This is a genomic window from Actinomadura sp. WMMA1423 (genome assembly GCF_006547145.1).
Lineage (GTDB): Bacteria > Actinomycetota > Actinomycetes > Streptosporangiales > Streptosporangiaceae > Spirillospora.
This window is the reverse complement of the sequence record NZ_CP041244.1, coordinates 5,921,649-5,945,374: the sequence shown is the minus strand read 5'-3', so window position 1 is coordinate 5,945,374 and position 23,726 is coordinate 5,921,649. Positions and strand designations below refer to the sequence as shown.

Below are 23,726 nucleotides of genomic sequence, written 5' to 3'. Positions count from 1 at the left end.
AATCGGCCTCGTCGTTTCGGGTGCGCACGACCCTCGGATGACGCCCGGATCCTGCCCGGTGTCCATCAATTCCCCATGCCGCGGCGACCCGCCCGGGTTTTCAACCGTGACCGGTGTCACGGCGTACCGCGCTGACCTGCGCGGGCGTGCGCACATTGCCCCGGGTTTGCGGACGGCGCCGCCGCCGCCGCGATTAACCTCCGGTATCGGATACTTACCGCGCGCCCGCGCGGTATTGCGCAGGTGACCGGCAGCGCCTGATCAACGCCACGACCGGGGACGTGGACGAATAACGCCGGACGGCCCGGCTCCGAAATCTGTTGCCGGAGCCGTGCGCGCGAGGCAGGCGCCCTGCTCACGCGGCGGAAGCGGGACGCCTGCCGGCGCCCTGAAATCGGAAGATCGGGACACAATCCCACCGCCTGCCCCAGTTCTTCAACCCGGCCCCGGGGCCCGGACGGACCCGCCCCTCGGCCCGGCTCGCGCCGCGCGGGGCATGCCGTGCGAAAGGTCCGTTCCAAGGGCGAGCCCGCGCCTTCCGAAGTAAGTCCAGGCCCGCAATCACGCGGTCCCGTTCCGGCGGCGGCAACGGCTTCGGAGGGGAACTCCCAAAGCGGAGGCCACGTCCGGGACGAGACAGATCCCGCCGGTTTCAGGACCGTAACCGGAAGGAACGGGCATATGCTGTCGCCCGGCGGACGCCCGGAAACAGCGAGCATCTCGGCGAAAGCATGTATGGCGCACGTGCGCCGCCTCGCGTGCGCACAGGGCCGCACACGCGACCGCGCGGTATCGGACGCGTGGTATTGGACGGAGTGTATTGGAACGCCGCGGGCACCTCACGGCGCCCGGGAGGGCCTCAGAAGGCCGAGGATTCGGGCCGCGGACGTTTTACCACGAGCGTCCCCGCGAGCCTGTCGTGAACGGCCTGACGGCGCGTGCCCTCGAACAAGACCCCCGCGTTCGCGACCCAGAAGACGCTCGCGAGCACACCCAGAACGGGAATCGGACGCAAGCCGATCGGCACCGAATAGACGGCGGCGCGCAGAACGCAGCGCAGGACGTCCGGACGCGCACCTGCACCGGTGCCCTCGGCCTCTCCCGGAGCCGCGCTCTCCGCGGGCTCAGGGGCCGCCACGGGCACGAATCCGGGCACGGACACGGGTAGGGCCGAAGCGGCACCGGGCCCGGCGCCACCGGCGGCTTCCGCAGCGCCCTGCGCAGCCGCTCCAGGGGCCTCCTGAGGGGCCGCCACGACCACCTCGATACCCGCGACGCGCTTGCCGAGCGTCCGGCCCCAGAGGGCCAACTGGACCGCCTCGTACAGCAGCATGCATCCGGCCACGGCGGTGGGAGCGATGACGTCGGCCGCGTGCCCGGACACGAGCTCACGGACGACGAGAACGACGGGGACGCCGACGACGAGCGTGTCGACGACGCGCGCGAGGAGCCTCTGTCCCGGCTCGGCGAGCGGTGCCGCCATCGTGGCCTTAGCCCGCGTACTCGGAGTACTCGGAATCGTCATATCCGACCCGCTCGTCAATGACGAGCGTGCCGGCGAAGCGATCGTGCAGTGACTGGTGCAGGGGCTGGTCCCAGATCGCCCAGAGGTAGGCCATGAGCGCACCCGCCCAGACCAGCACCATCCCGTACGCGGCGTAGTCCCACACCATCACCGCCAAGATGAGGAAGAAGAAGACCCCGAGCTGGTAGCCGACGTGGGTGATACCGGCACGCCAGACCGCCTGCGTCGTGGTGATCGGGCTGCCCGCGGGCCGCGCCTGGACGACCCCCAGGCCGAGGACGCGCTTCCCCAGCGTGCGACCCCACATGGACAACTGGACGGCCTCGTAGATGAACGGCAGCACGGAGAGCACACAGAAGAGGGTGAAGATGATGGGCCAGTTCCACACACCCCCCTCGTCCTCCGTCTTGCTGCCGGGCTTGCCCAGGCCGAACGCGCCGATCGTCACCGGGAGGACGAGAGCGAACCCGAAGACGGCGACGAGCGCGTTGTCGATGATCCGCGCGCCCGCCCGGCGGTAGATCGGTGCCAGCGCCACATCACCGCTGTCGCCGTAGGAGCCGTGGCCGTACGAGCCGTGGTCGTCGTAGGCGGGCTGCTGGTTCCAGTTGTCCTGTTGCGGCTGCTGCCATTGCTGCTGCTGGGGCTGTTGCTGCCACTGCTGCTGGGACGACCCCTGCTGCGGTTGCTGCCACTGGGAACCTTGGTACGGGGGCGGCGGGCCATAGGAGCCCTGCCCCTGCGGGGGCTGGTAAGGCCGCCCGCGGCGGGGGGAATCGCTCATTTGAGTCAGTCCTCCAGGCGAAGCAACATCCGGGTGTTGCCCAACGTATTCGGCTTGACCCGGTCGAGGTCCAAGAACTCTGCCACGCCTTCGTCGTAGGAGCGGAGGAGTTCCTCGTACACCTCTGGCGCCACCGGAGTCCCCAGGATCTGCTGGAAGCCGTGGCGAGCGAAGAACTCCACCTCGAAGGTAAGGCAGAACACCCTTCGCACGCCGAGTTCCCGCGCGGTCTCCAGGAGGCGCGTCACGATGCGGTGCCCGATACCGCGTCCCCCGCACTCCTTCTCCACGGCCACAGAGCGGACCTCCGCGAGGTCCTCCCACATGACGTGGAGGGCGCCGCACCCGACGACGCGCCCAGGCGTCCCGTGCTGGAGGTCCTCGGCGACCCAGAACTCCTGGACGTCCTCGTACAGCTTGACCGTCGTCTTCTTCAGCAGGCGCCGCCCCGACCCGGCGTACAGATCGACGAGCCTGCTGATATCCGGGACGTCGGCGGTACGGGCCCGCCGGATCACGACTTCCACAAACAGGCGAGATTATCGAACGCCGCGGCTCTCCAGTGGCCGCCCTCCGCCAGACCTCGCACCGGGCACCGCACGCAGGCGACCGGACCAGAGCGACCGGGGGCGCCGCCCGCCCGTCCGAAAGTGAGCCAGAACACAGGATACGGGCGTGACACATCCCGTGGTTCCTCGTACACCGCGCCGCACCACCTGCGAATTCGCATGTTCTGGTTGGCATCCAATGCGGGTTCCGTTAGTGTCCTGCGCTGACATCGGCCGACCGCAGAGCGGAGGCCGTACCGCCGAGTCCCACCGGTCGCAACCAGCGTTCCTGGGAGCCGGGGACCCACTTTCGGAGCGTTTCAGGGGATCGCCCCTGAAGACCCGCCGTGAGGGGTGAATCCGCAGCCGCGAGCGATCGGATCGCGCGCGGCCGCGGACGGGCTGCTCCAGCCCTAACCCGTCAGCTAACCCGGTAGGCGGCTGAGGAGAGGAGTATTCGTGAAGCGATCGCGGCATGCTTCCCTTTCACGCTTCCGCTGGCGTGCGGCCACCGCGGCCGGAGCGCTCATCGCAGTTTCGGCCGCTCCGCATGCGCTCGCCCCGCACACGCTCGCCGTCGCGCACGCCGACCCCGACCCCTCGGCCAAGGAGCTGAGGACGAAGGCCCTGAAGCTCGCCGACCAGCTGGAGCAGCTCACCGAGCAGTACAACGGGCTGAAGGTCCGGCTCGCGCAGTCGCAGCGCGCCGCCAAGGTCGCCACGGAGAACGCCAAGCGGCAGGAGAAGACGCTCGAGGCGCTCCGCCAGAAGGTCGGATCCCTCGCGGCGACGAGCTACATGCAGGGCGGCTCCGACCCCGCGGTCTCCTTCGTCGCCTCCCAGGACCCGCAGTCCATCCTCGACCAGGCCGCGACCCTGCACTACTTCGCCAAGCAGGACAGCACCCAGGTCCTCGGGCTCATGCAGGCCATGCAGTCCGCGCAGCGGGCCCGCAAGTCCGCCGAGGCCCGCGCCAAGCAGGTCAAGGACCTGAAGACGCAGCTCGAGTCGCAGCGCACGAAGATCACCAGCGCCTACGAGAAGATCCGCGGCAAGCTCGTCGACAAGGACCCCACCCAGCTGGCCAAGCTCCCCGTCGTCGGCAGCGGCAAGGCCGCGCAGGCGCTCCGGTACGCGATGAGCAAGATCGGCCGCCCGTACGTGTGGGGCGCCGCCGGCCCGAGCTCCTTCGACTGCTCCGGCCTCACGATGTGGGCCTACAAGCAGGTCGGCATCAACCTGCCGCACTACACCGGCAGCCAGTGGAACGCGGGAACGCACGTGTCGCGCAGCCAACTGCAGCCCGGCGACCTCGTGTTCTTCTACTCCGACCTGCACCACATGGGCATCTACGTCGGCGGCGGCAAGATGCTGCACGCCCCGCAGACCGGGGACGTGGTGAAGATCGCCCCCATGGACGGCCGCCCCTTCGCCGGCGGCGTACGAGTCGCCTGACCCGGCCACCGCCTCGCGGACGCACGCTCGAGACAACGCCGGAGGCCGTCGTGCGGCCGGGGGTTGTCGCCGGTTCTCAGGCAGGCCTCAGAGGGCTTGGGCGGTTCGAACGCCGTCCGCGGCGGCGCCTTCTGCAGGGACCTACCTGCCAGGGCGCCGGCGCCGCCGCTGCGGGGTCGGACGGTATTCGAACGAGCCGCCAATTCTCCGGATGACGCCCGCCGTCCCCTGGCGAGCGTCGGGGTCGCAGGCTAGATGAGCTGCCTCCGGGCCGCCCACACCACGGCCTCGATAGGGGTGTTGACCTCCAGCCGGTCGCAGATCGTCCGCAGCCGGCGCCGCAAGGTCCGAGCGCTCAGTTCCAGCTTGCGTGCCGCCACATCGGCGGTGACACCGCTTGCGATCTGGGCGAGCAGCCGGATCTCCTCTTCGCTCAGCCCGAAATCGTCGGTGCCACGACGTGCGAGTGTGGCTGCTGTTTCCACTCCGTCCTCCCTCGTCCGTGGTGATGACCGCGGGGATGCAGCCGTCCGCTGCACAGGCACGGGTTGGGCCTCGATCTGTACGCGCGTTGGGTTGCCGGGTCCGGACCCTTCCGGACTTAGATCATCGGGTTCCTTTTCTGTCTCACGCGCTTGGCCGGAGGTGGCCGCATGGCCGATTGCGGGGGTGTACGGGGGAACTCCGGGTGACGATTCACTCGTTGCCCTGCCGAGGGAGACGGGATGTGATCGCCAGCCATCCGCACCCGCCCCTCCCGCCGAACTCACCGGTCCTCGTCAGTGAACGAAGATCGTGAATCGTTTCAAGCTACGCTTCGGCTCGGAACGCTAGGCGGCCGGATCCGGCCCGTCAAGCGCCGGTCAAGAGCGCTACGTGCCCGTACGTTCACCATGTGTGACCGTGCATTCGGTGCCACGCCATGCAAAACTCCACTACCTGGGAAAACGCCCATGGAGCGGGACGAGGAGCGAGTTGCCACAGACCAGTATTCGTGAGGTCGCGAGGCGTGCTGGCGTCTCAGTTGGGACCGTTTCGAATGTCCTAAACCGGCCAGATCTCGTGGCCGAAGCTACCCGTGACCGCGTCCGCGCGGCGATCGAGGAGCTCGGGTTCGTCCGCAACGAGTCCGCGCGCCGGCTCCGCACGGGCCCCGAGCGGACCGCGGGCGAGTTCGGCGACCAGCCGCGCCGGGCGTTCGGCGTCGTCGTCGAGGACCTCACCAACCCGTACGCGACCGACGTCGCGCGGGGCGCCGAGGCCGCGCTCAACGCGGCCGGCCACGACGCCCTCTGGCTGTCCAGCGACCACTCCCCCGCCAAGGAGCGCCGCTCGCTGGAGCTGCTCGCCGAGCAGCGGGCCGCGGGGGTCCTGGTGATCCCGGTCGGGCTCGGCTCCCGCGACATCTCGCGCCTGCGCGCCGCGGGCATGAGCGTGGTGCTGATCGACCGGGACGCCGTCGACGTGTGCTCCGCCCGGGTCGACCACGTGGCGGGCGGCGAGACCGCGGCCGCCCATCTGCTCGGCATCGGCCGCGAGCGCATCGCGTTCGTGACCGGCGTCCCGGAGCCGCAGCCCTGCGTGCAACGCCGCACCGGGGCCGCCCGCACGATCGTCGAGGCGGGCCTCGGCAAGCCGCCCGTCCTGGTCAAGGACGCCCTGAGCCCGACCGAGGGGCAGGCCGCCGCCCACGAGATCATGGCCATGTCGCCGGTGCCGGACGGCGTGTTCTGCGCCAACGACCTGCTGGCGATCGGCCTGATCAACGAGCTGACCCGGCTCGGCGTCCGCGTCCCCGGGGACATCGCCGTCATCGGCTACGACGACATCGAGCTCGCGGCGAGCGCCGCCGTGCCGCTCACCACCATCCGCCAGCCGCGCCGCGAGCTCGGCTGGGAGGCCGCCGAACTCGCGATGGCCGAGATCGGCGAGGGCAGGTCCCACCAGCACCGGCAGGTCGTCCAGCGGCCCGAGCTCGTGATTCGAGAAAGCGCTTAGCGAGCGTCCCCGTCCACCGCTATTGACATTTCGTCTCAGAATCGGGTCGGCTTGGGGCATGGAGGACAGGACGGCCCAGACCGTGCAGGCGGGGGCGAGCGCGGTACTGGGCTTCGATCCGGGTGATCCGGCGTTCCGGGCCGACCCGTACGCCCATTACCGCACGCTCGGGGCGGACGGGCAGAGCCTGCACCGGACGGACGTCGGGCTGCGCGTCACCGCGTCCTACGAGCTGTGCGAGCGCGTCCTGCGCGACCCGCGGTTCGGGCACCGCCCGTCGGGCGGCGGCGTGTGGCGCGAGACGCAGGGGCGGCACCGGTCGTTCCTGACCATGGACCCGCCCGACCACACGCGGCTGCGGCGCCTGGTGAGCAAGGCGTTCACGCCCCGCCTCGTGGAGCGGCTGCGGCCCCGGATCGAGGAGATCGTCGACGCACTGCTGGAGCCCGTCTCGGGCGAGGCCGACCTGATCGCCACGCTGGCCTACCCGCTGCCCGTCATCGTGATCAGCGAGATGCTCGGCGTCCCCGCCGAGGACCGCGACCTCTTCAAGGGCTGGTCCGACAGCCTCGCGCGCGGGCTGGACCCCGACTTCCTGCTGCCGGAGGCCGAGATCGCCCAGCGGGACGCGGCGCGCGACGAGTTCGCCGAGTACTTCCGGGAACTGGCCGCCGAACGCCGCGCCGAGCCGCGCGACGACCTCCTGAGCGCCCTCGTGGGCGTCTCTGACGGCGGCGACGTCCTTTCGGAGCAGGAACTGCTGGCGACGTGCATCCTGCTGCTCGTGGCGGGCCATGAGACGACCGTGAACCTCATCGGGAACGGTGCGCTGGCCCTGCTTCGCGACCCCGCCCAGTTGGAGCTGTTCCGGGAGCGGCCTGAGAACGTCCAAGCGGCCGTGGAGGAACTACTGCGCTTCGACCCGCCGGTGCAGCTGACCTTGAGGTCGGCCCTAGAGGACGTGAACCTGAACGGAACGCTCGTCGAGCGCGGCAAGCTCGTCCTCCTGCTGACGGGAGCCGCCAACCGCGACCCGGCGGTCTTCGACGACCCCGACCGGCTGGACCTGCTCCGCTACGCGGAGGGACGTGACGCGCCAAAGCACCTGTCGTTCGGGCACGGCGCCCACTTCTGCCTCGGTGCGCCGCTGGCCCGGCTGGAGGGCCGCGTCGCGCTCGGCAAGCTGTTCGAGCGCGACGTGGCCCTCGCCACGGACGACCTCGTCTACCGCGACAACCTCGTGCTGCGCGGGCTGCGCGAACTCCCGGTCGTCATTCGGGCTTGACCAGCGGGAACAGGATCGTGTCGCGGATCCCCTTGCCGGTGAACGCCATGATCATGCGGTCGATGCCGGCGCCCATCCCGCCCGTGGGGGGCATCGCGTACTCCAGGGCGCGCAGGAAGTCCTCGTCCAGCTGCATGGCCTCGGGGTCGCCGCCCGCCGCGAGCAGCGACTGCTCGGTGAGGCGGCGGCGCTGCTCCACCGGGTCGACCAGCTCGGAGTAGGCGGTGCCGAGCTCCGTGCCGAACCCGATGAGGTCCCACTTCTCGGTGAGCAGCGGCTCCTCGCGGTGCTGGCGGGTCAGCGGGGACGTCTCGACCGGATAGTCCATGACGAACGTGGGCTGGACGAGGGTGTGCTCGACCAGTTCCTCGAAGATCTCCTGGACGAGCTTGCCCTGCCCCCACTTGGGGTCCCAGGAGATGTCGCGGGCGTCCGCGAGCTTGCGCACGGACTCGATCGGCGTGTGCGGCGTGATCTCCTCGCCGAGCGCCTCGGACACCGCCCCGTACAGGGTGATCCGCGGCCACTCCGCGAGGCCGAGGTCGTACTCGGCGCCGTCGTGGACGACCACGGTGGTGCCGAGAGCGGCGACGACCGCCTTCTGGTACATCCGCTGGGTCAGGTCGGCCATGTCGTTGTAGTCGAGGTAGGTGCCGTAGGCCTCGACCATCGTGAACTCGGGGTTGTGCGTGGAGTCCGCGCCCTCGTTGCGGAAGTTGCGGTTGATCTCGAAGACCTTCTCGATGCCGCCGACGACGAGCCGCTTCAGGTACAGCTCGATCGCGATGCGGAGGTAGAGGTCCATGTCGTAGGCGTTGATGTGCGTCTTGAAGGGGCGCGCCGCCGCCCCGCCGTGGATCGGCTGGAGCATGGGCGTCTCGACCTCGAGGTAGCCCTCCTCGTGCCAGAAGTCGCGGACCGCGCGGACGGTGGCGCTGCGCACCCGCGCCATCCGCCGGGCCTCGTCGTTGACGATGAGGTCGACGTAGCGCTGCCGGACCCGCGCCTCCGGGTCGGTCAGGCCCGCGTGCTTCTCCGGCAGCGGCCGCAGGCACTTCGAGGTGATCGCGAACCGGTCCGCCATGATCGACAGCTCGCCGCGGCGGGAGGTGATGATCTCGCCCTCGACGCCGACGTGGTCGCCGAGGTCGACCTCGCGCTTCCAGAAGTCGAGCTGCTCCTGCCCGACCTTGGCCAGCGACAGCATGACCTGGATGTCGCCGCCGGCGTCCCGGATGGTGGCGAAGCACAGCTTTCCGGTGTTGCGGATCAGCATGACGCGACCGGTGACGCCGGCCTTCTCGCCCGTCTCGGTGCCCGGCTCCAGGCCGGTGTGTTTCGCGCGGATCTCGGCGATCGTCGCCGTCCGCGGGAAGGTCACCGGGTAGGGGTCGATCCCGCTCTCGCGGAGCCGGTCGAGCTTCTCCCGGCGCACGCGCATCTGCTCCGGGAGCTCGTCGAAGGTCTCGTCACTCACATCGCAAGGCTATCCAGCCCGTCCGGTGCGGGCGAACGACTTCGCCGCGATCACCGCGCCGGGCGCGCCAGGATGCGTCAGGGCGTGTTGCGCTCGTAGATGAGGCGGAGGCCGATGAGGGTGAGCCACGGCTCGAACTCGTCGATGCTCCGGGACTCCTCCAGGACGAGCGGGGCGAGGCCGCCGGTGGCGATCACCGTGACCTCCTCCGGGTCCTCGGCGAGCTCCTCCGACATGCGCTCGACGATGCCGTCCACCTGCCCGGCGAAGCCGAAGATGATCCCGGACTGGAGCGCCTCGACGGTGTTCTTGGCGATCACGTTGCGCGGCCGGACCAGCTCGATCTTGTGGAGCTGCGCGCCGCGCGACGACAGCGCGTCGATGGAGATCTCGATGCCGGGGGCGATCGCGCCGCCCACGTACTCGCCCTTGGCGGAGACCGCGTCGAAGGTGGTGGCGGTGCCGAAGTCGACCACGATCGCGGGCCCGCCGTGGGTGTGGACGGCGGCGAGCGCGTTCACGATCCGGTCGGCGCCGACCTCCTTCGGGTTGTCCATCCGGACGGGGACGCCGGTCTTGACGCCCGGCTCCACGATCACCGCGGACACGTCGCCGTAGTAGCGGCGGCACATCTCCCGCATCTCGTGCAGGACGGACGGGACCGTGGAGCACAGCGCGATGCCGCTGATGTCGGTCTCGGCCAGGAGCGGGCTCTGCTGGACGAGCCCCTGCAGGACCACCGCGATCTCGTCGGCGGTGCGCCGCGGATCGGTGTTGATCCTCCAGTGCTCGATCACCTCGTCGCCCTCGAAGAGACCGAGAACGGTCTGGGTGTTACCGACGTCGATGGTCAGCAGCATCAGGTCCCCGCTGTTCAGGTGAAGTCAAGGCCGATGTCGAACACGCGCCCCGAGTGCGTCAGCGCGCCGACGGCAAGGTAGTCCACCCCGGTCACGGCGACGTCTCGGGCCCGCTCCAGGGTAAGGCCACCGCTGGCCTCGAGCTCCGCCCGCCCTGCCACGAACCGGACCGCCTCGGCCATTTCGGCGTCGGTCATGTTGTCGAGCAGGATGCTCGTGGCGCCCACGGCCAGGGCCTCCTCGACCTGCGCCAAGGTGTCGCACTCCACCTGGACGTGCAGGGACGGGTACACGGCGCGGATCGCCTCGTACGCCTTGGTGACGCCCCCGGCCGCCGCGATGTGGTTGTCCTTGATGAGCGCCGCGTCGTGCAGGCCCATCCGGTGGTTGACGCCGCCGCCGCAGTGCACGGCGTACTTCTGCAGGGCCCTCAGGCCGGGGAGGGTCTTGCGGGTGTCGCGGACCTTCGCCTTTGTGCCCTCCATGGCGTCCATCCACCCGCGGGTGGCCGTCGCGATTCCGGACAGATGGGTGAGGAGGTTCAGCGCCGTCCTCTCGGCCCTCAGGATGGCCCTCGTGGGCCCGCTGACCTCGATGAGGACCTGCCCGGGGACGACCGGGTCGCCGTCCTCCACCCTGGCCTCGTAGGCGACGTCCAGCATCTCGAAGACGAGGCAGGCCACGGGGACGCCCGCGACGACACCCTCCTCGCGGGCCTTCAGCTCCCCGCTCGCGGTGTCCTGCGGCGCGAAGATCGGGGTGCTGGTGACGTCGACCTCGCCGTCCTCGGCCAGCGCCGTGCGGACGAGGTTTTCCACAGCCTGTGGATCCAGCCCGGCGGCGTTCAGCCTCTGCGAGAGTTCCGGTGTCATGAGCGGTTTCCTTCCAGAGGTTCGTAGATGGTCGTCAGGACGTTCCCCGCCAGCCGCGTGACGAGGTGGCCGCGCCACGTCCCGTCCGCGCGCTCGGGGAAGTCCTCCCGCCAGTGGCTGCCGCGCGTCTCCTCCCGGAGCCGCGCCGCCGCCGCGATCGCGGACGCGACGGTGTGCAGGTTGGTGGCCTCCCAGGCCGCCACCCCTGGCTCCGCGCCCGCGCCCGCGCTCACCGCACCGGCGCGCCCGAGCGCCTCCAGCTCCCGCACCGCGGTCTCCAGCCCCTCGGCCCCGCGCAGCACCCCGACACAGGAGGTCATGATCCGCTGAATCTCCCCCCGCACCCCGGGCTCCAACAACCCACCCCGCCCACCTTCCGCGCTTTCCGGCACGTGCGGTGTGGGGGCGGTTAGGTCGTGGGGTAGGGCTTCGGCGATCCTTGCGGCGTAGACCAGGCCCTCCAGGAGGGAGTTGGAGGCGAGCCGGTTCGCGCCGTGGACGCCTGTGCAGGCCACCTCGCCGCAGGCGTAGAGGCCGGGGACCGACGTGCGGCCGTGCAGGTCCGTGCGCACGCCACCGCTGGCGTGGTGGGCGGCGGGCACGATGGGGATGGGCTCGGTCACCGGGTCGATGCCGTGGTGGCGGCACACGGCCATGATGGTCGGGAACCGGCTCTCCCACGTCGCCGCGCCGAGGTGCCGGCCGTCCAGCAGCATGTGGGACGCGCCGGTCTCGTGCATCCGGTTCATGATCCCCTTGGTGACGACGTCGCGGGGGGCGAGTTCGGCCAGTTCGTGCCGCCCCACCATGAAGCGGACGCCGGCGTGGTCGACGAGGTGCGCGCCCTCCCCGCGGACGGCCTCGGAGATCAGCGGCTGCTGCCCCGCCGCGTCCTCGCCGAGCCAAAGCACGGTCGGGTGGAACTGGACGAACTCCAGGTCGGTGACCTCGGCCCCGGCGCGCAGCGCCAGCGCGACGCCGTCGCCCGTCGAGACCTCGGGGTTGGTCGTGGCGGAGAACACCTGGCCGAGCCCGCCGGTGGCGAGCACGACGGCGCGGGCGCGGACGGCGCCGACGCCGCCGGGCTGCCCCTCGCCCATGACGTGCAGGGTGACGCCCGCGGCGCGCCCCGCGGCGTCCTTCAGCAGGTCGAGGACGAGCGCGTGCTCGATCACCTCGACGCCGGAGTCCTTGAGGGCGGCGAGGAGGGCGCGGCTGATCTCGGCGCCGGTGGCGTCCCCGCCGGCGTGCGCGATGCGGCGCCGGTGGTGCCCGCCCTCGCGGGTGAGCGCGATGTCGCCGCCGGAGCGGTCGAAGGCGGCGCCGAGGCCGATCAGGTCCCGGACGGCGTCCGGTCCCTCGGTGACGAGCACCCGGACGGCGTCCTCATCGCAGACGCCGACGCCCGCGGTCAGGGTGTCGGCCAGGTGCTCCTCGGGAGTGTCCTCGGGTGCGAGGGCGGCGGCGATGCCTCCCTGGGCCCACCGGGTCGACCCGGCGTCCAGGAGGGCCTTGGTGACGAGCAGCACCCGGCCGTGCGGGCGGCAGCGCAGGGCGGCGACCAGCCCCGCGATGCCCGACCCGATGACGACGACGTCGGTGTCGGCGGTCCAGCCGGGCGCGGGGGCGTGCAGAACGGAAGGGATCACGAGCCCTCCTCCGGGATCGGTTCTCGTCATTATGACCATAACCCCGAACCGTCCGAATGCCCGCCCCCCGCCTTCCGGGTCCGGGGGGTCAGCGGTGGATCAGGTCACCCCGGGTCGTGCTGGTGCCGGGGACGGGCTCGGCCGGGTCGGAGCCCAGCGAAATGATCTCGTTGGAGCGGTCGACGTGCACGACGGCGGGGACGAACTCGCGGGCCTCGGCGTCGGTCATCTGCGCGTAGCTGATGATGATGACCAGGTCGCCGGGCTGCACGAGGCGGGCGGCGGCGCCGTTGATCCCGATGACGCCGGAGCCGCGCTCGCCCGCGATCAGGTAGGTCTCCAGCCGGGCGCCGTTGTCGATGTCCACGATCGAGACCTGCTCGCCGGGCAGCAGGTCGGCGGCGTCCATCAGGTCCTGGTCGATCGTGAGCGAGCCGACGTAGTGCAGGTCCGCCTGGGTCACCGTGGCGCGGTGGATCTTCGACTTGAACATCGTCCGGAACATCAGTGCTCCTTGCCGAAATCGAGGGGAAGGTTGTCGATGAGGTGGGTGGCGCCGACGCGGCCCGCGACGGCGAGGACGGCCCGGCCGGCGTGCGGCCCGGTGATCTCGGTGAAGGTCGACGGATCGACGAGGACCAGGTAGTCCAGGGCGAGCGGCGGCTCCGCCGCCTCGGCCTCGGCGAGGACGGCGCGCGCGGCGGCCAGCACGGCGTCCGGGCCGGAGGCTAGGGCGTCGGCCCCGGCCCGCAGGGCGCGCGCGAGGGCGAGCGCGGTCCGGCGCTCGGGTACGGACAGGTAGCGGTTGCGGCTCGACAGCGCCAGCCCGTCCGGCTCGCGGACGGTCGGCGCGCCGACGATCTCCACGGGGACGTTCAGGTCGGCGACCATCCGCCGGATCATCGCCAGCTGCTGCGCGTCCTTCTCCCCGAAGATCGCCACGTCGGGACGGACGAGGTTGAGCAGCTTCAGCACGACCGTCAGCATCCCGTCGAAGTGGCCGGGGCGCGCGGCCCCCTCGACGACCTCGCCCATCGGCCCCGATTTGATCGTGACCTGCGGCTCGCCCGGGTACATGACCTCGCGGGTCGGCGCGAAGACCAGGTCCACGCCCTCGGCGGCGCAGGCCTCCAGGTCGGCGGCGAACGTGCGGGGGTAGCGGTCGAAGTCCTCGCCGGGCCCGAACTGGAGCGGGTTGACGAAGACGCTGACCGCGACCGCGTCCGCGCTGCGGCGTGCCTGCCGCATCAGCGACAGGTGCCCCTCGTGCAGGGCGCCCATGGTCGGGACGAGCGCCAGGGTGCCCTCGGTCTTCGACCGGGCCTGCGCCAGTTCCTCGCGCGTGCGCGCGACGATCGGTGTCACGCCCCGTCCCTCCCCTCACGCAACGGCGGGCGCCGGCCGTGGCCGGTCTCGCCGGAAACGCCAGAAGCCAATGCCGTTCCCTTCCTGGTCAGCCGACCGGAGGTGGGATCCGGGCGGCGCTGTCGGTCGTCGGGGCTGTCGGTCATCGGACTGCCGGTCGTCGGCGCTGCCAGTTGGCCGGCGCTCTCGGTCGGCGCTGTCGGGTGGTCTTCGGGCACTGTCAGTCGGCCAGTGCTTCGAGGAGCCTTTCGGCGTCCTCCGGTTTGAGCACTCCGGCGCCGAGCGCCCGGTCGGCGGTGAGGCGGGCCAGTGCGACGTAGGCGCGGCGGCTCTCGGCCGACACCTTGGCCAGCTCGGCGATGTGATCCGCCACCGTTCCGGCGTCGCCGCGCGCGACCGGGCCGGTGAGCCCGTCGATTCCGAGCCGCAGCCCGTTGTCGAGGGCGGCGCCGAGGAGCGGGCCGAGCATCCGGCCGGGTTCGGCCACGCCCGCGGCGCGCAGCAGGTCCATGGCCTCCACGACGAGGGTGACCAGGTGGTTCGCGCCTCCGGCGAGCGCCGCGTGGTAGAGCGGGCGCGCCTCCTCGGTGATCCAGACGGGTTCGCCGCCCATCTCCAGGACGAGGGCCTCGGCGACCGGGCGCAGCGGCTCGGGCGAGGTGACGCCGAACGAGATGCCGGTGAGCCGGTTCACGTCGTCCGGGCGTCCGGTGAACGTCATCACGGGGTGCAGGGCCAGCGGCAGCGCGCCCGCGCGGGTGAGCGGGTCCAGCACGGCGGTGCCGTAGCGGCCGCTGGTGTGCAGGACGAGCTTGCCGGTGACGGGAACGCCCGCGGAGACCAGCCCGGCGGCCAGCTCCGGCAGCTCGTCGTCGGGGACGGTCAGCAGCACCAGGTCAGCGGCGGCGACGACCTCCTGCGGGGTGGCGACGCCGGCCCCCGGGAGGCGTTCCTCGACGCGGACCCGCGACCGCTCCGACACGGCGGTCGCGGCCACGACGCGGTGGCCCGCGAGGGAGAGGGCGACGCCGAGCGCCGTGCCGACGCGGCCGGCGCCGACGACGCCGACCGCGAGGCGGGCGGGCCGGTCCTCCGGGGTCTCCGGAGCGCTTTTACGGGGGGTGTGGGGGGTCGCCCCCCCACCGGGAGCCGGAGCGCTTTTCCGGGGGGTGTGGGGGGTCGCCCCCCCACCGGAGCCGGAAGTGCTTTTCCGGGAGGTAGGGGGGACCGGCTCCCCACCGGAGCTCGGACCGCCGTTTCGGGGAGACGTCCCCCCGTCGGAGACCGGCACGTACCCCCGCCGGGTGGGATCCCCGCCGGGGACCGGCCCGTTTCCGGGCGTGCCGGAGGAAGGCGTGACCTGTGGGTCCATCGGTTTCGTTCCAGTCCTCAGGTAGGTACCGGACGTGCGCGCACCACAGTACCCGCGGGACCCGGCCGCGCGGTCCGGTGGGTGACGATCGTCACCCCGCCCCCCATTCAGTCATGCGCGAGGGACTCCACGATGGACGTCTTCGCGGCGCGCCGCGCGGGCAGCACGGCGGCGAGCATGCCGGACGCGCCCGCGAGCACCACGAACCCGACGACCTGCAGATAGGGCAGCGCGAAGATCGAGTCGCCCGCCATCGCGTTCGTCGCGCCCCAGCCGAAGCCCACCCCGAGCACGACCCCCGTGGCGGCGCCGATGACGGCCATGACCAGCGCCTCCACCGAGAGCATGCGGCGGAGCTGCCGCTTGGTGAGGCCCAGGGCGCGCAGCAGCGCCGACTCGCGGGTGCGCTCGACGACCGACAGGGTCAGCGTGTTGGCGATGCCGAAGAGCGCGATGATGATCGCCAGCCCGAGCAGCCCTCCGAAGATCATCAAGACCGTGTCGATAGCCTTGGTCAGCGTCTCCTTGAACTCGGCGGACGAGGCGACCTTCGCCGCCGGGTAGGGGCGCGCCGCATCGTCCACGGCCCGGCGCGCCTGGGACGCGGGCAGGTCGTCGCGGGTCTTGACGTAGATGCCCGCCGGGTCCAGGGCACCGAAGTACCGGGTGAAGTCCGGCTCGGGGACGACGATCCCGTCGAGGCCCGCGCCCACCCCGTAGACGGCGGTGATCTTCACTGGGACGGTGCCCCGCACCGTCCGCACCTGCAGCGTCTCCCCGAGGCTCAGTCCGGACGACCGGGCCGTCCGCCCGTCCACCATCGCCGTGCCCGGCTTCAGCGCGGCCTCCAGCGACCCCTGCTTGATCTCCGGCTTCAGGAGCCTGCCGAGCGCCGACGTGGTGATCGTCGAGATGTCGCGGTCGTCGCCGCCGACTCGGGTCTCCTTGCGGCGGGACTCGACCACGTCGGTGACCTCGGGCCGCGCGCGCAGCTTCTCGGTCAGCGCGTGCGGGAGGGTCCCGTCGAAGCTCTGCGGCCGGATCTGGAACTGGACGGGGAACTGCTCCTCCAGTTGCTGCGCCGCCGTCGCCTTGGCGCTCGCCGCGACCACCGCGAACAGGCTCATCAGCCCGACACCGACCGTCAGCGCGATCGTCGTGGTCGCGGTGCGGCGCGGCGCGCGCTGCGCGTTCGCCACGGCCAGCCGCCCCGGGACGCCGCCGAGCCGCGCCGGCAGCGCGCCCGCGGCCCGTCCGAGCGGGCGGACCAGGGCCGGCATCGCCGCGATCACGCCGAGGAAGAAGACGCCGCCGGCGAACGCGACCGCGTACATCGCCGCCTCGCCCTTGTCCATGACGAGCGAGCCCGCTCCGCCGATGGCCAGGCCCGCGACGCCGAGCAGGACGGCGAGGACGGTGCGCACGGGGCCGAGACGGAAACGTCCGCCACCCGGCTCCAGCTCGGCGCGCAGCGCGGCGACCGGCGCGACCCGGGTCGCCGCGCGGGCGGGCAGCAGCGCGGACAGGACCGTCACCACGATCCCGACCGCCAGCCCGATCGCGATCGTCCGCACCGCGAGGGACGGCCCCGCGACGGCGATGCGCTCGTTCAGCCTGTTCACCACGACCAGCGCGCCCTCGCCCAGCCCGACCCCGGCGGCGATGCCGAGCAGCGAGCCGACCAGGCCGACCGCGGCGGACTCCACCAGGACGCCGCCGAACACCTGGCGGCGGGTCGCGCCGACGCAGCGCAGCAGCGCCATCTCACGCATCCGCTGCGCGATCAGGATCGAGAACGTGTTGTAGATGACCAGGGCGGACACCAGCATCGAGACGAGACCGAAGATCAGCAGACCGGTTCTGATGATCTTGGTGTCGGCGCCGGCCGCCCTGGCCAGCCGCTCGCCGAGCTCCTCGCCCGTGTAGACGAGGTAGGAGCCGCCCGCGGCGGCCTTGACCGCCGCCCCGGATCCGCCCGCGACGTCGAGCTCGCGGTAGGTCTTCTCGCCCGTCATCCGCATCGCGGTCGCCGCGTCGAAGCCCACCGCGCCCCGGAAGCTCGCCTCCTGGTCGATGCCGAAGTCGACCAGCCCGACGACCGTGAACCGTTGCGGCCGGTTCCCGTGGTCCAGGACCGTGACCGTATTCCCGACCGAATAGCCTTCCCGTTTCGCCAGCTGGGTGTCGAGAACGGTCTCACCGGCGCCGGACGGGGGCCGCCCCTTGTCGATCTCGTAGCGCAGCAGGCGTCCGGACGGTACGGACATCCCGACCGTTGGGAAGTCGCCGACCGCCTTGCCGTCCTTGCCCACGAGCGGGGCGTCGCCCTTCACCGCGCCCTGCACGTCCGTGACGCCGGGGAGCGCCTTGAGCTCGTCGAGCAGGGCTGGGCGGATCCCCGCGTCGGAGTCGTCGCTCTTGGGCAGCACCGCGAAGTCGACCTTGTCGGCCGACTTGGCGAACGTCTTGGAGACGCCCTTGTCCAGCGTGTCCGTCAGGACGAACGTCCCCGAGATGAAGCCGACGCCGAGGGTGATGGCCACCGCCGTGAGCAGCAGCCGCAGCTTGTGGGCGCGCAGGCCCGCCAGAGTCGTCCGCAGCATCACGCCCCCAGGCCCTTCAACCGGTCGAGGACGGCGTCCGGGGTCGGCCGGAGGATCTCCGACACGATCTCCCCGTCCCGCAGGAAGACCACCCGGTCGGCGTACGAGGCGGCCACCGGGTCGTGAGTGACCATCACGATCGTCTGGCCCATCTCGCGGACCGAAGCGCGCAGGAACCCGAGGACCTCGGCGCCCGCGCGGGAGTCGAGGTTGCCGGTCGGCTCGTCCGCGAAGATCACCTCGGGGCGGGCGACGATCGCGCGGGCGCACGCCACCCGCTGCTGCTGGCCGCCCGACAACTCGCTCGGACGGTGCCCGAGCCGGTCCCGCAGCCCGAGGGTGTCGACGACACGGTCGAACCACGCCCGGTCGGGCCTGCGGCCCGCCAGCTCCATTGGCAGCAGGATGTTCTGCTCGGCGTTGAGCGTCGGCAGCAGGTTGAACGCCTGGAACACGAACCCGACGCGGTCGCGGCGCAGCATCGTCAGCTGCCGGTCGCCCATCCCGGTGATCTCGGCGTCGCCGAGGACGATCCGCCCGCCGCTGACGGTGTCCAGCCCCGCCAGGCAGTGCATCAGCGTGGACTTGCCGGACCCCGACGGCCCCATGATCGCGGTGAACGCGCCCCTGGCGAACCCGACGCTGACCCCGCGGAGCGCGTGGACGGCCGCGTCACCGGACCCGTACACCTTGGACACGCCCTCGGCGGTGACGGCCGGCGGTGCCGCGGCGGCGGGGACTCCCCCGGGCGGTTCGGCGAACGTGCTGGTCACGGTGACTCCTTCATGGTCGTGAACGGACGCGCCCAACGCTAGGAATCCGCGCCGCCCCTGCCATCGACCCGGCGGCCACGCTCCGCCTCACTCTCACGGCCATCCGCCCCGCCCCGCGTACGACCTGAGTCGTACACCCCGTCCCACCTACAACCGACCCCACCCGCGCCCTCACCCGCCCTAGACGCGCGTACGAAGGCGCCGGAGGCATCATCGGTCTCCGGCGCCTCGTTCACGGCTCAGGCATCCACCCCGGTCCGGGGCGGCCGGACGGGGTCCAGGTCAGGCGGGCGGGTCGTTCTGGCCGCTCCGCACCAGGCCCGTCTCGTATGCGAACACCACGGCCTGCACTCGGTCGCGCAGGCCGAGTTTCATGAGGATCCGGCCCATATGGGTCTTCACCGTGGCCTCCGAGACGTACAGGCGCGCGGCGATCTCCGCGTTCGACATCCCGCGCGCCACCAGCCGCAGGACCTCGTTCTCCCGGTCGGTCAGGGTCTCCAGCGCCCCGCCCGCCTTCTGCTGGGCGTCCGGCAGATGCACGGCGAACCGGTCGAGCAGCCGCTTCGTCGTGCTCGGCGCCACCACCGCGTCCCCCGAGTGCACCGCCTTGATCGCCTCGATGAGCTGCGCGGGCCCCGCGTCCTTCAGCAGGAACCCGCCCGCGCCCGCCTTGATCGCGGCGAACGCGTACTCGTCCAGGTCGAAGGTGGTCAGGATGACGACCTTCGGCCCGGATCCCGCCACCACCTGCCGGGTCGCCTCGATCCCGTCCATCCGCGGCATCCGGACGTCCATGAGCACCACGTCCGCCCGCGTGCGGCGCAGCAGTTCCAGCGCCTGGACGCCGTCGCCCGCCTCGCCGGCGACCTCGATGTCGGGCTGCGCGTCCAACACCATCTTGAAGCCGGCCCGCACCAGCTCCTGGTCGTCCACGAGCACCACCCGGATGGGCGCCGCCACCTCATCGAAGTCCGTCGTCATGCCACCTCCTGTGTGCGCCACCCCACACGCCCGGCGAGAGCCGCCGCAAGCCCCGGTCCCGCTCACCGCGGCCGGTCACGCGGCGACCTCCTCGCGGACGGGGAGGCTCGCGGCCACTTCGAACCCGCCGCCGGCGCGCGGACCGGCGTGGACCGTGCCGCCGTACACGGCGACGCGCTCGCGCATCCCGGCGAGGCCGTGACCGTGCCCGTCGTCGGGTGCGGCGGCGCCGCGCCCGTCGTCGACCACGCGGACGTCGAGCGCGTCGCCGGCGTAGCGCAGCCGCACCGACACGCTCACCCGCGGGCCGCCGTGCTTGAGCGTGTTGGTCAGCGCCTCCTGGACGATCCGGTAGACCGTGAGCTGGCGGCCCTCCGACATGATCGCGGGGGTTCCGTCGACCTCGAACGCCACCGCCAGCCCGGCCGCCCGGACCTGCTCGACCAGGTCGTCCAACTGCGCCACGCCCGGCTGCGGGGCGTAGGCCCCCGCATCGTCGTTCTCGCGCAGCACGCCGAGGAGCCGCCGCATCTCCGCCAGCGCCACCCGTCCCGTCGAGGAGATCGTGTCGAGCGCCTGCCGGGCCCGGCCCACGTCGGTCTCGATGGCGTAGGACGCGCCGTCCGCCTGCACGACGATCACGCTGACGTTGTGGGCCACCACGTCGTGCAGCTCGCGGGCGATGCGGGCGCGCTCGGCGGCCATCGCCACCTTGACCTCGTTGTCGCGTTCGCGCTCCAGCCGCTCGGCCCGCTCCTCGACCGAGCGCAGGTACGCCCGCCGCGTGCGCATGTGCAGGCCGAGGACGTAGACGCCCGCCACCAGCACCGTCATCAGGACGAACGTCAGCCTCCGGTCGTCGGCGCCTTGCGGGTAGCGGTAGGTCGCCATGCCCGCGCCGATCTCGCCGACCACTGCCGCCGCGAGCCCCCAGCGGAACGTGCATCCGGCTGTGACCGTGTAGAGGCCCATCAGGACGGCGACGTTCGCCGGAATCGGCATCGCTCCCAGCACGCACTGGACGAAGGAGACCAGTGCGACGAAGCCGAAGACCGTCCGGGGGAACGTGCGGCGCAGCACCAGCGGCCCGGTCAGCAGGAGCGTCAGCAGCAGGTAGTACCCCGCGCCGATCTGGGCCGGGCCCGCCAGCAGGGTCGGCAGGGAGAAGAACAGGACCGCCAGCGCGAAGAAGGCGTCGACGAGCGGCTTCTTGCCCCGCAGCCACTCCCATGCGCTCGCCACCATGCCGCAAGCGTACGTACCCGCTGGTCAGTCAGGATCAGCCGGAGGTCTGACCCGTGTCCACCGCAAGGAGGGCCCGTCCGGACTCCGCCACTCACGGTAACGTCGCAGGTGTGGAGTCGCTGGTTTCCGGATGGCTGACGTGGCGCACCGCGATGGAGCGGGCCCTGTACGGGGAGGAAGGTTTCTACCGGCGCGAACGCCCCGCCGAGCACTTCCGCACCTCGGTGCACGCCTCGCCGCGGTTCGCAGCCGCCATCACCCGCCTGCTGGTCGAGGTCGACGCCCTGCTCGGCCGGCCCGACCGGCTCGACGTGGTCGACATCGGCGCGGGGTCGGGCCGGCTGCTGAGCAACATCCTGGCCTGCGCCCCGCCCGACCTCGCCGCCCGGCTCGCTCCCACGGCGGTGGAGCTCGCGCCGCGTCCGCCCGACGTGCCCTCCCGTATCGTCTGGCGCCCGGACCTGCCCGCCCGCGTCACCGGCCTCGTCGTCGCGAACGAGTGGCTCGACAACGTGCCGCTGGACGTGGCGGAACGCACCCCCGACGGCGTCCGGACCGTGCTGGTCGACCCGCTCACCGGCACCGAACGCCCGGGGCCGCCGCCGTCCGATGAGGACCGCGACTGGCTGGAGCGGTGGTGGCCGCTGCCCGAACCTGGCGACCGCGCCGAGATCGGGCATCCGCGCTGCGCCGCCTGGTCCGCGGTGATCAGGCGCCTGTCGGCCGGCCTCGCGCTCGCCGTCGACTACTCGCACTCCCGCGAGGCGCGCCCCGCGTACGGGACGCTGACCGGCTACCGCGACGGCGCCACCGTGCCCGCCGTCCCGGACGGATCGTGCGACGTCACCGCCCATGTCGCGCTCGACGCCTGCATGGTCGCGGGGCGCCGCGCCGGCGCGACGTCCAGCCTCCTGACCGGTCAGCGCGAGGCCCTGCGCGCCCTCGGCCTCTCGGGGGCCCGCCCTCCGCTGGACCTGGCCCACCGCGACCCCCGCGGCTACGTAGCCGCCCTCTGCCACGCAGGCGAGGACGCCGAACTGACCGACCCCTCCGGCCTGGGCGGCTTCGGCTGGCTGGCCCAGACCGTCGGCATCCCAATCCCCCCTCCCCTTACCCCCGCCCAACACCCCACCAGCTAACCCCACCCGCCAACCACCACCGGTCTCACCCACAACACCAGCCATGACTCACCGGCCATGTGTCACCGGCCAACGCCCTACAGTCAGCGCTCCACCAGGAGGCGCCCCACCAGCCGGTGCTCCACCGGTAGGCACCACACCGGCCAGCGCCACCCCGGCCAGCGCCCCACCGGCCAGCGCCCCACCGGCCAGCGCCCCACCGGCCAGCGCCCCACGGGCCAGCGCCACCCCGTCAGCGCCACACCCACCAGCGCCACACCCATCAGTGCTTCACCGGCCAGCACTCGACCGGCCAGCGCTCCACCAGCCAGCGCCACTCCCGCCAGCACTCCACCAGCCGCCACCCCGTCAGCTCTCCACCCCGTCAGCTCTCCACGCGCCGGCGCGACACCCGGCAGCGCTCCACCCGCCGGCGCTCCACCCGTCAGCGGTCTGCCGGTTAGCGCTCTACGTGGAGGGCTGTCAGGCCGCGGAGGATGAAGCCGGGCTTCCAATCCGGTTCGGTCGCGAGGCGGAGGGCCGGGGCCGCGCGCAGGAGTGCGCCGAACGACTCCACGAGTTCGATGCGGGCCAGGGGTGCCCCCAGGCAGTAGTGGATGCCGAGGCCGAACGTGATGTGCGGGTTGGGGTCGCGTCCGAGGTCGAGCCGGTTCGGGTCGGCGAAGACCTCCGGGTCGCGGTTGGCGGACGCGAACTGCAACGCGACCTCCGCGCCGCGGGGGATGTCGACGCCGGCGACCCTGATGTCCTCCAGTACCCAGCGCTCGAACATGGGCGCCGGGGTGTCGTAGCGGAGCAATTCCTCGACCGCGGTGGGGACGAGCGACGGGTCGGAGCGGAGGCGTTCCAGCTCGGCGGGGTTGCGGAACAGCGTCCACCAGCCGTTGCCGGTCGCGTTGACCGTGGCCTCGTGCCCAGCGTTGAGGAGCAGGACGCAGGTGCCGATCAGCTCGTCCTCGGTGAGCCGGTCGCCCTCGTCCACCACGTGCGCGAGCGCGGAGACGAGGTCGTCGCGCGGCTCGGCCCGCCGGGTGCGGGCCAGGCCGCGCAGGTAGTCGGAGAACTCCACGGCGGCGCGGACGGCCGTCCGCTGGGCCTCCTCGGGCGGGTTCAGCTCGTACATGCCGCAGATGTCGGCCGACCAGGGGCGCAGGAGGTGCCGGTCCTCGACGGGGACGCCGAGCATCTCGGCGATCACGTTCACCGGCAGCGGCTCGGCGACCTCGGCGAGCAGGTCGCCGCCGCCCCTGTCCGCCAGCCCCGAAGCCAGTTCCTCGGCGAGGCGCCTGATCGTGGGCCGCAGCCCCTCCACCATCCGCGCCGTGAACGCCTTGGACACGAGGCGCCGCAGCCGCGTGTGGGTGGGCGGCTCAACGTCGAGCATCCCGGCGCGGATCAGGTCCCAGAAGGGCTTGAGGAACTCGGGCTCCGCCAGCTGCCCGAACTCCTCGTGGGTCGCGACGTGGAGGTAGGACCGCCCGAGGCGACGGTCGCGCAGCAGCGCGTCGACGTCCTCGTACCGGCTGATCACCCACTGGCCGGTGGGCTCGTGGAAGAACACCGGATGCTCGGCGCGGAGCCGCTCGAACACCGGGTACGGGTCCGCCACGAACTCGGGGGACCAGGGGTCATAGGCCAGATCGCTCATGCTCAGACGATATGTGCCCGTCGCGGCCGACCGGCCGGGAGCGGAAGGGCCGTAACCCGGTGACGGACGCTTCGAGCGCAGCCGCGCTCCTACCGGAACCGTGGGAGCGGGTAGCCCGCTGCCACCGGCGGCGACCCGGCCGCG

Annotated in this window: 20 protein-coding genes, 1 pseudogene and 1 riboswitch; of the genes and pseudogenes, 4 read left to right on the top strand and 17 right to left on the bottom strand. The window is 72.0% G+C overall.

The window, feature by feature from the left end; translation table 11 throughout:
- Positions 1-859 precede the first annotated feature (859 nt).
- The 3 genes from FKD65_RS27550 to FKD65_RS27540 are packed head-to-tail and all read right to left on the bottom strand — an operon-like array spanning position 860 to position 2,842.
- Positions 860-1,483, bottom strand: coding sequence for an RDD family protein (locus FKD65_RS27550; RefSeq protein ID WP_240809633.1), 624 nt, complete (start codon positions 1,481-1,483; stop codon positions 860-862).
- Positions 1,484-1,490: 7 nt separating this feature from the next.
- Positions 1,491-2,309 carry an RDD family protein gene (locus FKD65_RS27545; RefSeq protein WP_141580240.1) on the bottom strand — a complete coding sequence of 273 codons (819 nt, stop codon included), beginning with the start codon at positions 2,307-2,309 and terminating at the stop codon, positions 1,491-1,493.
- Positions 2,310-2,314: 5 nt separating this feature from the next.
- The gene (locus FKD65_RS27540) at positions 2,315-2,842 is read right to left on the bottom strand and encodes an amino-acid N-acetyltransferase (protein ID WP_141580238.1); all 528 of its coding nucleotides are present in this window, start codon (positions 2,840-2,842) and stop codon (positions 2,315-2,317) included.
- Positions 2,843-3,105: 263 nt separating this feature from the next.
- Positions 3,106-3,313: riboswitch (cyclic di-AMP (ydaO/yuaA leader) on the top strand.
- A gap of 3 nt (positions 3,314-3,316) precedes the next feature.
- On the opposite strand from FKD65_RS27540, the gene FKD65_RS27535 reads away from it, so the two are divergent.
- Entirely contained in the window at positions 3,317-4,312 is a 996-nt protein-coding gene (locus FKD65_RS27535; protein WP_240809632.1) for an NlpC/P60 family protein, read from the top strand.
- Between the two features lie 251 nt (positions 4,313-4,563).
- Here the strand turns inward: FKD65_RS27535 and FKD65_RS27530 are convergent, their stop codons facing one another.
- Positions 4,564-4,797, bottom strand: a complete 234-nt coding sequence (locus FKD65_RS27530; RefSeq protein ID WP_141580236.1) for a LuxR C-terminal-related transcriptional regulator — start codon at positions 4,795-4,797, stop codon at positions 4,564-4,566.
- Positions 4,798-5,188: 391 nt separating this feature from the next.
- On the opposite strand from FKD65_RS27530, the gene FKD65_RS27525 reads away from it, so the two are divergent.
- Positions 5,189-6,310, top strand: a complete 1,122-nt coding sequence (locus FKD65_RS27525; RefSeq protein WP_368367135.1) for a LacI family DNA-binding transcriptional regulator — start codon at positions 5,189-5,191, stop codon at positions 6,308-6,310.
- Between the two features lie 58 nt (positions 6,311-6,368).
- Entirely contained in the window at positions 6,369-7,595 is a 1,227-nt protein-coding gene (locus FKD65_RS27520; protein WP_141580234.1) for a cytochrome P450, read from the top strand.
- Here the strand turns inward: FKD65_RS27520 and lysX are convergent.
- The 11 genes and pseudogenes from lysX to FKD65_RS27465 form a co-directional block, all read right to left on the bottom strand.
- The gene (gene lysX / locus FKD65_RS27515; protein WP_240810362.1) at positions 7,582-9,036 is read right to left on the bottom strand and encodes a bifunctional lysylphosphatidylglycerol synthetase/lysine--tRNA ligase LysX; all 1,455 of its coding nucleotides are present in this window, start codon (positions 9,034-9,036) and stop codon (positions 7,582-7,584) included. The genes FKD65_RS27520 and lysX overlap by 14 nt on opposite strands.
- A 113-nt stretch (positions 9,037-9,149) precedes the next feature.
- Positions 9,150-9,932, bottom strand: coding sequence for a type III pantothenate kinase (locus FKD65_RS27510; RefSeq protein WP_141580229.1), 783 nt, complete (start codon positions 9,930-9,932; stop codon positions 9,150-9,152).
- 14 nt (positions 9,933-9,946) lie between these two features.
- The gene (gene nadC / locus FKD65_RS27505) at positions 9,947-10,804 is read right to left on the bottom strand and encodes a carboxylating nicotinate-nucleotide diphosphorylase (RefSeq protein ID WP_141580227.1); all 858 of its coding nucleotides are present in this window, start codon (positions 10,802-10,804) and stop codon (positions 9,947-9,949) included.
- Positions 10,801-12,453 (bottom strand): L-aspartate oxidase, encoded by a 1,653-nt coding sequence (locus tag FKD65_RS27500; RefSeq protein ID WP_240809630.1) that lies wholly within the window; start codon positions 12,451-12,453, stop codon positions 10,801-10,803. The genes nadC and FKD65_RS27500 overlap by 4 nt, the downstream gene beginning before the upstream one ends.
- A gap of 88 nt (positions 12,454-12,541) precedes the next feature.
- Complete coding sequence (gene panD, locus FKD65_RS27495; protein ID WP_141580223.1) at positions 12,542-12,958, bottom strand: aspartate 1-decarboxylase; 417 nt, start codon at positions 12,956-12,958, stop codon at positions 12,542-12,544.
- The gene (panC, locus tag FKD65_RS27490; RefSeq protein WP_141580221.1) at positions 12,958-13,818 is read right to left on the bottom strand and encodes a pantoate--beta-alanine ligase; all 861 of its coding nucleotides are present in this window, start codon (positions 13,816-13,818) and stop codon (positions 12,958-12,960) included. Before panC ends, panD begins: the two co-directional genes overlap by 1 nt.
- 220 nt (positions 13,819-14,038) lie before the next feature.
- Positions 14,039-14,914 (bottom strand): annotated as a pseudogene (locus FKD65_RS27485) (Rossmann-like and DUF2520 domain-containing protein); the annotation flags it as partial.
- A 383-nt stretch (positions 14,915-15,297) separates the two neighbouring features.
- Positions 15,298-17,793 (bottom strand): ABC transporter permease, encoded by a 2,496-nt coding sequence (locus tag FKD65_RS27480; protein ID WP_141580219.1) that lies wholly within the window; start codon positions 17,791-17,793, stop codon positions 15,298-15,300.
- On the bottom strand, positions 17,793-18,566 hold the full coding sequence (locus FKD65_RS27475; protein WP_141580216.1) for an ABC transporter ATP-binding protein: 774 nt from the start codon (positions 18,564-18,566) through the stop codon (positions 17,793-17,795). Before FKD65_RS27475 ends, FKD65_RS27480 begins: the two co-directional genes overlap by 1 nt.
- Before the next feature lie 282 nt (positions 18,567-18,848).
- A complete protein-coding gene (locus tag FKD65_RS27470) occupies positions 18,849-19,550 on the bottom strand; it encodes a response regulator transcription factor (protein WP_141580214.1) in 702 nt (233 codons plus the stop codon).
- Between the two features lie 75 nt (positions 19,551-19,625).
- The gene (locus FKD65_RS27465) at positions 19,626-20,795 is read right to left on the bottom strand and encodes a sensor histidine kinase (protein ID WP_141580211.1); all 1,170 of its coding nucleotides are present in this window, start codon (positions 20,793-20,795) and stop codon (positions 19,626-19,628) included.
- 110 nt (positions 20,796-20,905) lie between these two features.
- Between FKD65_RS27465 and FKD65_RS27460 the strand changes: the two genes are divergently transcribed.
- On the top strand, positions 20,906-21,934 hold the full coding sequence (locus FKD65_RS27460) for an SAM-dependent methyltransferase (RefSeq protein ID WP_368367134.1): 1,029 nt from the start codon (positions 20,906-20,908) through the stop codon (positions 21,932-21,934).
- An 83-nt stretch (positions 21,935-22,017) separates the two neighbouring features.
- On the opposite strand, the gene FKD65_RS44450 is transcribed toward FKD65_RS27460, so the two are convergent.
- Both FKD65_RS44450 and FKD65_RS27450 read right to left on the bottom strand, forming a co-directional pair.
- Positions 22,018-22,278, bottom strand: a complete 261-nt coding sequence (locus FKD65_RS44450) for a hypothetical protein (RefSeq protein ID WP_168221214.1) — start codon at positions 22,276-22,278, stop codon at positions 22,018-22,020.
- 95 nt (positions 22,279-22,373) lie between these two features.
- Positions 22,374-23,582 carry a cytochrome P450 gene (locus tag FKD65_RS27450; protein ID WP_141580209.1) on the bottom strand — a complete coding sequence of 403 codons (1,209 nt, stop codon included), beginning with the start codon at positions 23,580-23,582 and terminating at the stop codon, positions 22,374-22,376.
- Positions 23,583-23,726 lie beyond the last annotated feature (144 nt).